General features: G+C 52.3%; 9 protein-coding genes. 3 read left to right on the forward strand and 6 right to left on the reverse strand.

Annotated elements, in window-relative coordinates:
- Positions 1-240 precede the first annotated feature (240 nt).
- Complete coding sequence (locus tag NHAL_RS08255) at positions 241-480, forward strand: SHOCT domain-containing protein (protein ID WP_013032716.1); 240 nt, start codon at positions 241-243, stop codon at positions 478-480.
- A gap of 314 nt (positions 481-794) precedes the next feature.
- Complete coding sequence (locus tag NHAL_RS08260; RefSeq protein WP_013032717.1) at positions 795-1778, forward strand: radical SAM protein; 984 nt, start codon at positions 795-797, stop codon at positions 1776-1778.
- Between the two features lie 36 nt (positions 1779-1814).
- On the opposite strand, the gene NHAL_RS08265 is transcribed toward NHAL_RS08260, so the two are convergent.
- The 5 genes from NHAL_RS08265 to NHAL_RS08290 all read right to left on the reverse strand — a co-directional run bounded on the left by NHAL_RS08265 (position 1815) and on the right by NHAL_RS08290 (position 10302).
- Positions 1815-2975 carry a PAS domain-containing sensor histidine kinase gene (locus tag NHAL_RS08265; protein ID WP_013032718.1) on the reverse strand — a complete coding sequence of 387 codons (1161 nt, stop codon included), beginning with the start codon at positions 2973-2975 and terminating at the stop codon, positions 1815-1817.
- A gap of 383 nt (positions 2976-3358) precedes the next feature.
- The gene (gene iscB, locus NHAL_RS08270) at positions 3359-4642 is read right to left on the reverse strand and encodes an RNA-guided endonuclease IscB (protein WP_013032720.1); all 1284 of its coding nucleotides are present in this window, start codon (positions 4640-4642) and stop codon (positions 3359-3361) included.
- 926 nt (positions 4643-5568) lie between these two features.
- Positions 5569-8079 carry a copper-transporting P-type ATPase gene (locus NHAL_RS08280; RefSeq protein ID WP_013032722.1) on the reverse strand — a complete coding sequence of 837 codons (2511 nt, stop codon included), beginning with the start codon at positions 8077-8079 and terminating at the stop codon, positions 5569-5571.
- A gap of 84 nt (positions 8080-8163) precedes the next feature.
- Positions 8164-9231 (reverse strand): calcium/sodium antiporter, encoded by a 1068-nt coding sequence (locus NHAL_RS08285; RefSeq protein ID WP_013032723.1) that lies wholly within the window; start codon positions 9229-9231, stop codon positions 8164-8166.
- Between the two features lie 480 nt (positions 9232-9711).
- On the reverse strand, positions 9712-10302 hold the full coding sequence (locus NHAL_RS08290) for a hypothetical protein (RefSeq protein ID WP_013032724.1): 591 nt from the start codon (positions 10300-10302) through the stop codon (positions 9712-9714).
- A 136-nt stretch (positions 10303-10438) separates the two neighbouring features.
- Here NHAL_RS08290 and glgP point away from each other — a divergent pair, with 136 nt between their 5' ends.
- The gene (gene glgP, locus NHAL_RS08295) at positions 10439-12133 is read left to right on the forward strand and encodes an alpha-glucan family phosphorylase (protein WP_013032725.1); all 1695 of its coding nucleotides are present in this window, start codon (positions 10439-10441) and stop codon (positions 12131-12133) included.
- A 28-nt stretch (positions 12134-12161) separates the two neighbouring features.
- On the opposite strand, the gene NHAL_RS08300 is transcribed toward glgP, so the two are convergent.
- Positions 12162-12587, reverse strand: a complete 426-nt coding sequence (locus NHAL_RS08300) for a cupredoxin domain-containing protein (RefSeq protein ID WP_013032726.1) — start codon at positions 12585-12587, stop codon at positions 12162-12164.
- Between the last annotated feature and the right edge of the window lie 22 nt (positions 12588-12609).

A 12609-nucleotide genomic window follows, 5' to 3' on the forward strand; every position in this document is an offset into this window, starting at 1 on the left:
CGGTGTGAAAGGCACGGTAGGCGAGTTTCAAGGGGGCTTTATCCGCCAGGAAAGCTGCGCCTCAGCCGTGAAAAGTTTCAAGCCCGCGCCTCTGCAGCGGAGTTTCTCGCGTTGGCCCAGATGTGCCGAGTGATTAACGTTGCCCGGATTCAGTTCTACCGGACGTTAGGCGTGACTAGGATTGCTAATAAGTTTTGAGTTCTCTGGTTACTTTTTCAGGGGTCGTAGGGGAGACACCTAATGATGGGAGATATGGACCATTTCGGTTGGGGGATGGGTTTCGGTTGGTTGTTCATGCTGTTGTTCTGGATTTTGGTCATTCTAGGGGTAATCGCTTTGGTAAAGTGGCTGGTGAGCACTTCTTCAAACCGGGACCGGCGTGTTGGAAAGACTGCCTTGGAGATCTTGAAAGAGCGCTATGCGCGAGGTGAGATTGACCGGGAGGAATTCGAGCAGAAAAAGCGTGATCTCCAAGGTTAAATGCTGGCAGATGGGTACTAGCTGGAGGATCCTCGATTAATTTAAGAAGCAGTTGGAAAACCTTGGCGGATAGCAGTGGGTTCCACTGCGTTTCCCCCTACGGCTCCACGTTAGAACCTACCGACAGGGGCAAAGGAAAATAGATACGGGGAACAACCTAGATTCTGCTTTTAGCCGCGAATGCACGCAAATAAACGCTACTCAGTGGATTCTGGGAGCGTGCTGCCGCGGGCAGCACCATAAGATTCCGGCTGGGGAAACTTTCCGTCGTGAGTGATGGCCTAAAAGGAATGCTTAAGTTGAGGAAGTTTGCCATGGTTGCCATTCAAAGAACGCCTCCCGCCACAGATCCAAAGTTTCTTATCGAGGATTTTGAGCCTGCCTATATGGGGCTTTATCGACGGGGTGAACTTCAATCCCGGGTAGAGGCTGCCCTAAAGGAACTTGAAGACTGCTGTGTTTGCCCCCGTAATTGTCATGTGAATCGGCTTGAAAACCAGGCTCGAGTTTGCCATACCAGGCGGTACGCGGTGGTTTCAACCGTATTTCCCCACTTTGGCGAAGAGGATTGCCTGCGGGGTTGGAAGGGCTCTGGGACCCTCTTTTTTGGGTTGTGCAATTTGCGTTGCGTGTTCTGTCAAAACTGGGATATTTCCCAGCAAAGAGAGGGGCGGGAGTGTACGCCGGAGAAAATCGCAGACCACATGTTGACGCTTCAGGCACGGGGGTGCCACAACATCAATTTTGTGACCCCCGAACATGTGGCTCCCCAGGTGGTGGAAGCCATTGCCCTAGCGGTTCCCCGAGGGTTGCGCTTGCCGATTGTCTACAACACCAGTGCTTATGATGGCTTGGCCTCGTTACGGTTGCTTGAAGGTCTGGTGGATATTTATATGCCTGACTTTAAGTTCTGGAGCCGAGAAAGTGCGCGGCGGTTAGCTAAAGCCAAGGATTATCCGGAACGGGCCCGTGAGGCGATTCTGGAAATGCAGCGGCAAGTAGGTCCTCTCCGTTTTGGTCCTGATGGCCTAGCCCGCCGCGGCCTGCTGATGCGGCATTTGGTCATGCCTGGTCAGGAAGAGGAGGCCGAAGCGATCTTTGAGTGGTTAGCCCATGAGGTTTCCCCAGATACTTATGTAAACATCATGGATCAGTATTATCCCGCCTATCAGATTGGGGTTAAAAGTGCGAAGGGGAACTACTCTGATATTGAACGCAGGCCATTTTCCCGTGAAATTAAAGCAGCCTATGCTTCGGCACGTAATGGGGGTTTGTACCGGTTTGATGAACGGTGGTGATATTTCCAGCGAAGACTGGACGGGGGGTTTAGTTGGCTAGGTGAAGGGCTGTCGGGGCAAGGTAAAGTGGAACGTACCGCCTTTCCCAGGATTGGAAATTATCCATAATTGGCCTCCGTGGGCTTCGATGATGGACTTGCTGATTGACAGTCCTAGACCCATACCGTAGGGCTTGGTAGTGACGAAGGGTTGAAATAGCTGCTCCAGGATTTCCCTAGTAAGCCCCGGGCCACTGTCACGCACGGCCACTTCGATGGCACCGCTTGCGGTATGAGCGGTTCCAATGAATAACCTCCGTTGATGGGCTTCAATGTCGCTCATGGCTTCAAGGCTATTTTGGATCAAGTTGACCAAGACTTGTTGGAGTTGTAGGGGGTTGGCTTCAACGGGTGGTAGCCAATCCGCTAAATCAAGTCGTAGCTTAACTTTACGCTCCCGTATCTTGGCCTCTATAAGGTTTATTGTTTCGCCAATAAGCACATTGAGGTTCACGGGTATCCGTTGCCGCGTCGTTTTGCCCGTAAGATCCTTTAAACGGTGGGTGATTTTCCCGGCCCGCTGCCCTTGTTCTACTATTCGCTCCATGATTTTGATGAGTTTGGGGGTCCCTGCTTTTCCCGAGTGCAGCAGATTAAGGCAGGCTTCGCTATAAGAGACAATGGCAGCCAAGGGTTGATTGAGTTCATGGGCCAATCCCGCGGCCATCCCTCCCGCAAGACTGAGCCGCTCCATGTGCGCTAGTTTCGCTTGCATCTGGCGCTGCTTTTCTTCGGCTTGCTTCCGAGCAGTGATGTCCACGAGAACGTTCACCGCCCCGAGGAGTGTCCCTACCTCGTCGTAAATCGGGTTGGCGTGGGCTTCGACGGTGAGGCGGTGACCGTTTGGGCGCTCGATGATAATCTCGCGTCCGTTATATTCCCTCTCCGTGTAGAGTGCCAATGCCATCCAGCACTGGTTGTGATGAATCGGTGAGCCGTCAGGGGAAAATAGCTTAAAGGAGCCGCAGAACCGGTCTTCGGCATCGTTTAGTTTCGGCGCCCGACCCCAAAGTTCAACTGCACGCTGGTTGAAGTAAGTGATCAGACCATTAGGGTCGCACATGTAGGCACCTGCTGGTAGCTTCTCCAGCAAGTGCTGGAACTCTGCTGTTCCAGGTTGTTGAAGTTGCTCCCCTATACCGGATGGTGAGTGCAACATCCTTGGTGTTCTCTACTGCGAACCATTGAAGGTTGATATCCTTGCTAGGCGTTTCCGATTTGTGGAATTGCGCTTTGACTGGTCTCGATAACGCCGGCATCGATGCCGTGGTGTATGGGTGACGGGTTTACCTACTATACCATGGCTTGCATGAGCGAAAGTCAGTTTCAGATGAGGATCTGGCCTTTTTCCTTGAGACACCCTTATCCTGCCTTCCAGGTTAGCCTTGTATTGAGCCTAGGCTATTTTACCGTAAGATCAAGGTAGCTCACCTATCCCCGAAGGAGTACAAGGAAGTGCGACGCCCCCCTAGCGAGAGTGCGCAGCGCAGCGGAGCATCGAGCGCGAGGGCCGCATTACTTGCTGTCGTCGCCGTATTTGGTTCAGACAGCCGAAAGACTGTAGTCATAACCATCTCCCCTCTGTATTAGTTTGAAATTTTTCCAGTTGGCCGAGATCTTCCCGGCCTTGGCTTTCACATCAAAGGTGCCGCTAGCCCGAATGCTGGCCAGTATCCCAACATGATCGCCAGCGTACTTGCCTTGGGGTTGCGAGGGCCTGACGAGATCACCCGTTTGAAATCCCTTTACTCGCCTACACCGCCCCGCCTTGCCGCGAGGAAAGCCATATTTGTCGGTTCTGACGACTTGCCTTGTTCCGCGCCCCGTGGCTTTGATATGTAGCGCCCGATAACCTTCAGTTATTGTCACTTGCCCAGCGCTTTCGCCAACACATGCCGCGTCTATCCAATGGTCTTTGGTATAGCCTTGGCTGATCCTGTTTTTCTTGGTGCGCCCACCAGACCAAAAAGAAGTCGGCAATCCCACTGACTGAATAGTGCACCCGATGGCGTAGCGGGTAGCATTGACCGCCGCTGCATCTTTTAGAGGCAGCTTGGATTTGGACTGGATCTGGGTATATCCAAACTCGGCCGCCGTTTTGCTGTTCTTTTTTTTGTTGCAGGGCGCGCGGGCCAGGGTTAAATTAGATACCCGATTACTACCCCCCCTCGATCTCGGTATAATATGCTCAACCTCTAGCGGGATATCTTTCTTATTGCAATAAGCGCACTTCCTGTCCCACTTCTCTAGCAGATATTCGCGCACCTCATACCCCATCAACTCGCCCTGCTGATACTCAACGCCGTTAATTTCAGGGTTCTGAATTTTTTGAGTATCAAAGCGCACAGTTTCGATATGACATTCTGAAATGGGAACTCTATCTAGCAGACGATTAAACCAGCTCGAAACGTTTTCAACCCGCGAGTTTAGCGATGGCGGCAGCCAACCCTTCGGTTTTGTTCTGTTTAGAAATCGTGGCGCACGATAGCGGGTCTTTCTGCCTCTACGACCTCGGCGCAAACTACGACGACTAGCCAGCCGCTCACGGATGGCGTACCCGCGATGGGTAAGATTGGCGGCCCATAACACCACGCGCCCCTGTTGAGGAAAATTCCCAACTAAAGCCAGCCCGGTTATTTTGCTGCCCGGATCAACCTTAAATTCAACCGGCTGCGGGTTGGGATCAACCCTATATTTCAGGATGATCGTAAATGGCTGCATCCGATAAACCGCGGCCTTCCCGTCTCGCAACAGCCGTCTTGCCCTTGCTGGGCTGCATGGCATCAACGGTTTTCTATCAGTGTCTAATACAAAAACTCTATTCATTAGCTTTCGCTACTCTAAAAGTTAGGGTTCTCTCGCCAATGTTTGAAGGGTCGTTCAGTCTCGGCATTCGCTCCTGTGTCGCTCCGTAGTTCATTGCCTTTGACCTCAGTGCCTGGGGCTGAGAAATGCACCCCAGGGTGAGTCGCTTTCGCTTCAACTTCAAACGTAGCCCCGAAGGGCTGAGGCTGGTTGAGCCAACCAACTCATTCGGAAAGTTCAGGACGAACTTGGAGAATGAGTTAGGCGACGACTCAACATGGAGGTTCTCTTATTTTGGGAACCGATAGCGATATTTTCTAATAAGCTACAATCTATCCAAGAAACAGTTACCGAGCTGACTAGCCGAAATACTGGACTAACCCGGACGGTAATATTTTTATTAGATTTATTGAGCGCATTTGTCCAGTTCCCGTTGCCGTGCCGTTATTTGGGCGTTGGTGAGCTCTTGCGAGGCGGTGAGGCACCAGCTGTAATGGTGGCCGTAGTTGGAGCTCCAGGTGGGACCAGATAGCTCGCACCCAGTAGAAAGGTTGGCTTTGTTCTGCCCTATAGAGACGATGCTGTATATGTTGCAGCGTTTATCAGCCCCCGCGGGAAATTGAACTCCTGGGCATTTAGCCAGTTGGTTTATGCGTGCGAGATTTTCCCTTTGTGCAGTTTGGCCTGATGCATTCAGGCACCATTCATTGTGATGCTCAGGGTCAGAACTCCATCGGGGCCCAGTATAGCCACAGTTATTTTCGATGTTTTGCGCGTTCTGGGCAACGGCAGTTTTCGTATATGTAGAACAATACATCTTACTGGCGGCATAAGAGGAAGGAGATCCTACCGCTAGCATGAGCAGCAAGAGCATGAATGAATATCGAATTTTTATTTTAAGTGACAATTTCATTTTTGTTGGTCTCTCCTAAATCTAACCCATTATTTTATAGTTGAACAGTGCGTAAGCGTAAGGCGTTGCTTATCACTGAAACTGAGCTAAAGCTCATGGCGGTGGCGGCAATAATAGGCGATAGCAACAATCCAAAGAAAGGATACAACACACCAGCGGCAATAGGGACCCCCAGAGAATTATAAACAAAGGCAAAGAATAGATTCTGCTTGATATTTCGCATGGTCCCTTCGCTTAAGCGCCGTGCTCGGATGATCCCGCCTAGATCCCCTTTTACCAGGGTTACTCCGGCGCTTTCCATAGCAACATCCGTGCCGGTTCCCATGGCGATGCCAATATGGGCCTGGGCGAGGGCCGGGGCATCATTAATCCCGTCCCCAGCCATGGCGACGATCCGGCCTTCTTCTTGAAGCTCTTTAACCATTGCCACTTTTCGATCCGGTAGAATTTCGGCTTCTACCCGATGGATTCCGAGCTTCCGAGCCACTGCCTCTGCGGTTGTTTGATTATCGCCAGTGACCATGACCACTTGGACGCCTTCATTGTGAAGAGCGCGGATTGCCTCTGACGTGGTTTCTTTGATGGGATCAGCCACCCCAATGAGGCCAGCGGGTTTCTGATCAATGGCGACAAACATCACCGTTTGGCCTTCTGCCCGCAGGGCCTCAGCCCGTTCAGAGAGAGGCCCCGGATCCAGCTCCAATTCTTCCAGTAGCTTGAGATTGCCAATGGCCACTTGGCGGTCTTCCACTTCGCCGGTGACCCCCTTGCCAGTGGATGACTGGAAATGGTGGGTCGAGGCCAATGTGAGTCCTTTTTCTTCGGCGTGACTGACGATAGCGGCCGCCAGTGGATGCTCGCTAGCCCGCTCTAGGCTGGCCCCTAGGCGCAGAATATCCGTTTCTTCAAATCCTTCTGCGGGAACGACTTGGCTGACTTTCGGCTTACCCTCGGTTAAGGTCCCTGTTTTATCTATGACCAGGGTATCGACCTTGCGCATGACCTCAATGGCCTCGGCATTTTTGAATAATACCCCGGAAGTGGCCCCTTTCCCCATGGCGACCATGATGGACATGGGGGTCGCCAATCCTAGGGCACAGGGACAAGCGATGATGAGCACGGCAACGCTATTGACCAAGGCATAGGCCATTTTGGGCTCTGGGCCGATAAAGCCCCAGATAATGAAGGTGAGGAGGGCGATTCCCACCACCGCTGGGACAAAATAGGCCGCGACCTGATCGGCAAGTCTTTGGATAGGGGCCCGGCTGCGTTGGGCCTCGCTCACCATTTGCACAATTTGCGCCAGCATAGTTTCGCCCCCCACCCGTTGGGCTTCGATCTCGAGCCCCCCGGTGCCGTTGACGGTCGCACCAATGACCTGATCACCGGGGGTTTTTTCGACGGGAATAGGCTCACCCGTAATCATAGATTCATCTATGGAACTTGAGCCCTCCACAACGATCCCGTCAACCGGTATTTTTTCTCCAGGGCGAACCCGAAGGCGATCTCCAGGATGGATTTGATCCAGGGGAACATCTTCTTCACTGCCATCGTCTCGAATTCGCCGGGCAGTTTTAGGGGCTAATCCTAACAAAGACTTAATTGCATTTCTGGTCCGGCTCCGCGCCTTGAGCTCCAATACCTGGCCTACCAACACCAGGGTCACAATGACTCCAGCCGCCTCAAAATAGACATTGACTTGGCCACTTTCGTCCTGAAAGGAGGGGGGGAATAAGCCTGGGAATAGGGTGGCCACAAGGCTATAGGAATAGGCAACAACCACCCCCAGGCTGATCAGGGTAAACATATTAAGGTTTAAGTCGAACGCGGCTTGCCAACTGCGGACCAGGGGGGGCCAACTGCTCCAGAGTACAATAGCGGTGGCGAGAGCTAATTCGATCGGCATGAGGTAGGGGGAAGCGATCAGATTTTCGGGAAAAGGCCCGGGAACTACATCCCCGAGAGCCATAATGACCAGCGGCACAGCGAGCAGTATGCAAACCCATAGGCCAAGGCGGAGTAGTAAGGTGGACAGACTAAGGTTAGGGTTGAATACCGAGTGCCAACCTCGGGTCAGAAAGGGCCAGCCACCCCAGAGCACAATGGGGGTCGCCAGCAGTAATTCAATAAAGTTTAGCGTTCGTGGTGTGGCCAGATTTTCAGGAAACTCTCCAGGGATGACATCTCCCATGGCAATGATGACCAGCGGCACCGCCAGTGCTGCGCTGATCCAAAAACGCCGGGACATGTCTTCCAGTTCCGGATTACGTTCCTCCTCTAGAGTGATGGTGCGTGGTTCCAGGGCCATCCCACAGGTGGGGCATTCCCCCGGCTCGTTCTGCACCACCTCCGGATGCATGGGGCAGGTATATTCGGTTCGCGGTTTGGTGCCTGTTGGGTTCTCCCGCTCCAGTCCCATGCCGCACTTAGGGCAGGCTCCTGGGGCTTCTTCCTGGACTTCTGGGTGCATGGGACAGGTAAAAGTATCGGGGTGGCTGGACATTGAGGGAGGGTCTGTTTGGGGTTGCGTGGTTGTTTCATCCATACCATTCTCCTGTGGGTTTTTGCTCTACCTGCCATTGTTGCCTCCCTGCCGTTCAGCGATGGGGAAGGTCGTTGGTTTACCTCCTCAGGGCTTCCGTCGAGCCCTTATCACCAGTACCAGCAAAGTGATGGCGGTAAGGGGTATCACAAAGCCAAGCATAGTAGAATTATAGGTTTCCAGGTCATGGTGTTGCAGAGGATACAGAAGCAGGTAGGCGGTATAGGCCAGATAGTAGCCTAGAAATAGTATCCCTTCCCATCGGGCAATAAGATGGCTGGTAAATAAAATAGGCAAGCAAGCAATAGAGGCCGCTAGCATCACCGGGATGTCGAAGTTCAGCGCCGCCGGTGAGATGGGGATTCCTGCCGGGGTGGCTAAACTGGTCAGTCCCAGTACGGCAAGGAGATTAAAAAGGTTACTGCCCACCACGTTGCCCACGGCTATATCGCGTTCGCCCCTTAGACTAGCCACAACGGAGGCTGCTGCCTCTGGCAGGGAGGTCCCGATGGCGATGAGAGTCAATCCTACAATTAATTCACTGACGCCAAAAAATCGAGCCATTTCGACCGCGCCGGCCACTAGCCAGCGGGCACCCAGCGCTAACAGAAGCAGGCCCAATAGGATCAACCCTAAGCTTTTAAGAATTCCTTTTTTTTGGAGGCCATATTCCTCGGTATACTCATGGGGGACCTCCATATTCTCCCGGCGGCATTTAATGGTGGAGAATACGAGATAGATGATCATGCCAATGAACAACAATCCTCCGTCCAACCTGCTGAACTGACCGTCTAAGGCAAGTAGATAAACTAAACTGGAGGTGGCGAGCATCAGCGCCACATCTAAGCGGATCAAGGGCGCGGACACGGAAAGGGGGGTGATCAATGCGGAGATACCCAAAATAAACAGCACATTCAGGATATTACTGCCGATCACGTTGCCAACGGCAATATCCGGGTGACCGCCCAGGGCCGACTGCAGATTCACCGCTAGTTCTGGAGCACTGGTTCCGAGGGCCACCACCGTTAAGCCGATGGCCAAGGGTGAAATGCCACTGTTAGCCCCTAGCCGGGCAGCGCCTCGTACCAGCCATTCTGCTCCTTCCATCAAAAGGATAAATCCCAGAACTAACAGCAGAACAGTAATGGAACTCATGAGGGGGGGTGGCGCTGATGAGGAAAAGGAGGAGTTAAAGCAAGAGGAAGCTCTAGTTTAGCGAGCCACCAGGAATAACTCCAAATATGCGCTATATTTTTCATGATCGGTTCCAGAACGGCCGTGGAGGACATAAGGTTAGAGAGAATAACTCTGGAGCACAATGCCCTAGGATAACTAACGCTCTGAATCCGGGCAGGGAAGGGCAAATATAGTAGTGGGAAGGAAATTAGATAGGATTTTGAATGAAAAGCAAAAATCCCTTGCAAGGGACATGGATTAGATTTTTCCGAATACCACTTTCATGACTTGGAACTTGATGCCTACTGCGCGCCTGTTGAAAGACGCGGGCGGTGTCCCGGCTCATGGTAATCAACACTCTCAATGGGAGGCCGGTTGCCGTTTCGACTACCAATCCGGATTATCGCTGAGGTAAACAAAGACGAGTGTTACCGCCCTTGAAAGCCCGGGGATGTGAGATTACGCTCTGAAATTGAATTTGGGTTGATTGAAACACCAAAGTAGCATGCTGCCGTGGGTAGCTCCAACGATAGCCCAGCCGATGGTCCAACTGAGGGCATCCCCCATGGTCCCGGCAATCGTTCCGCCGATGGCCCAGCCCATGGCAATGCCCAGAGTCATCAGGGCGAGCTGTTTTTTCTGGAGCTGGGGCTGCTTCAAGGTTAATGCATAGCCGGTCACCCATCCACCGATGGTGCCAGCTATAGCCCAGCCCAGGGTCCAGCTAAGCGCAATGTTTAGGGTCTCCCCAATGGCGCCAACAATGGCTTCGAAGAAGGCTAGGTTAATGGCCCAGCCTAGGGCCAGTACGGTCACTTGCTTGCTCTGAATAGGGGTTTTGAGCAGCGTTAAGGCATACCCTGTCATCAAACCACCGATGGCTCCGCCAATGACCCAGCCCATGGCGTCCCCGATGAGGCTATCGCCAAAGGCCCAACTGAGGACAATGCCAATCGCCCCCGCCATGACCCACCCAATCACCATCCACCCCATGAATTTTTCTCGGTTGGAGGTAAGCTCAGTGGTGTTGGTTTGCTGTTGCGATCCCATGGAATCCACCCTCCTTTAGATTGAGTATTGAGATCATGACCCCGTCTGATTCTACTATTGTTCAAGGCAGCGATAAATTCAGGGTTTAGCCCATGGGACTAGACATTAGACATTAAATGAAGAGAGGAAAGTCATTATGCATATTTTGGATGAGTTTGTGGATGAAGAGCGCATTGCCTATTTTTCTATGGAAATTGCCCTGCGTAATGAGATCCCTATTTACAGCGGCGGCTTAGGGGTTTTAGCGGGGGACACGGTCCGTTCGGCAGCCGACCTAGAATTGCCTCTGGTGACCGTCAGCCTGGTCAGCCGGGCGGGTTATTGCCGGCAGGAGATTAACTCTAAGGGGCAGCAAGTAGAGTATCCCGATCCTTGGAAACCAGAGGATTGGGCTACACCGCTCGATGCTAAGATTGCAGTGCCCCTAGAGGGCAAAATGGTATGGATCGGGGCCTGGCTGTATGTGCTGAAAGGGCATATGAATGGACGGCAGCCGGTAATCCTGCTCGACACGGACCTGGATGAAAATAGCGCTGAGGATCAGCGGCTTACCCACACACTTTATGGGGGGGATAGTGCCTACCGGCTCAAGCAAGAAATCATTTTAGGTATTGGTGGGGTCCGGATATTGCAAGCGTTGGGTTTCCAAATCCGAGAGTATCATTTGAACGAGGGCCATGCGGCGTTGCTGGCACTGGAGTTGCTCCGGCGCTATGCCTATCCAAAGGAGGAGATCCGCCCCGGGGAGTCTCCCTATAACCTTCCCCGGGTGAGGGATCTGTGTAATTTCACTACCCATACGCCGGTGGAGGCGGGGCATGACAAATTTCCCTACAATCTGGTCCAACAGGTCCTGGGTGATTTTATTGATTTGGCCACTTTAAAACTCTTAGCAGGGAAAGAAAACCTTAACATGACTCGCTTGGCGCTTAATCTGAGCGAATACGTCAACGGAGTGGCTAAGCGCCATGCGGAATTGTCCCGAAAGATGTTTCCCGGCTATCAGGTCAAGTCCGTCACCAACGGAGTTCACCCTTTCACCTGGACCCATCCGAGTTTTGCCAAACTCTATGACACCTATCTGCCAGGTTGGTGCCATGAACCGGAGCTTCTGGTTCGGGCGGAATGCTGCATCTCTGATGAGGCCATTTGGAATGCCCATAAAGAAGCTAAACAACAGCTTATTGAAACTGTTAAAGAGAATACCCAGCTAGCCTTCGATCCGGCGCTCCCTATTCTAGGTTTTGCCCGGCGAATGACTACCTACAAGCGTCCGGACTTGTTGTTTACCGACATAGAACGATTACGGGCCATAGCCCGGCAGCAACCCTTCCAAATCGTATTGGCTGGCAAAGCCCATCCTAAGGATGAAGGGGGTAAGCGTTTGATTGAACTCCTCCATGCCCATCAGCGGGAGTTGGCGGATAGCATTCCCATTGCTTTTCTTCCCAATTATGGTATGGATTTGGCACTGACGATGGTGGCTGGGGTCGACGTCTGGCTTAATACCCCCTTGCCCCCCTTGGAGGCTTCGGGAACCAGCGGGATGAAAGCCGCCCTTAATGCCGTTCCCAGTTTGAGTGTGCTTGATGGCTGGTGGATTGAAGGGTGTATTGAGGGAATCACCGGTTGGGCCATTGGGGATGGCAGGGAAGGAGAAGAGGAATCGGCTTTGCTATATCAAAAGTTGGAGCAAGTCGTCTTGCCCCTTTATCGGAAGGATCGAAGCGGTTGGATTGCGGTGATGAAAGGGGCGATTTCTAAAAACGCCTCCTTTTTTAACAGCCACCGAATGATGCGGCGTTATGCGGCTGAGGCCTATCTTCGTTAAAAAACATTCCACCCTATTTTAGGGGGGGCTACTCTGTGGACACCTCCAGAACGCCGGTCATCCCTTTTTCCCGGTGACTTTCGAAGAAGAGAAATTGATTATCACAATAAAAGGTAAATCGGCCTGTCCTGAAGGGAGTAAAAGTCACTACTTTAGGCTCTGTATCTAAAGAGATATTGATGGAGATACCCGCTTCTGGCGCTTGGATAACAAAACTATGAGGGATAAGGCCAGGTTCTTTTGCCACGGAAAGCTTTACCGGTTTATTGACTTCCACAATGACATGCTTAGGCCGGAAGAAATAGCTGCCAGCAATAATGGAAATATGCTGTACACCCTGTTCATCTACTGTGGCTTTCATGGATTCTGGAAGTGATTGGGGTGGCTCAATAGCATCACCATTAGCTGAGAGAGCTAAGAGCACGATGAGGGCAAAGCGTATCATAGGGAACATCGCGGTCATCCTAGTAAATACC

Origin of the sequence: Nitrosococcus halophilus Nc 4 (genome assembly GCF_000024725.1) — a bacterium.
Taxonomy (GTDB): Bacteria; Pseudomonadota; Gammaproteobacteria; order Nitrosococcales; family Nitrosococcaceae; genus Nitrosococcus; species Nitrosococcus halophilus.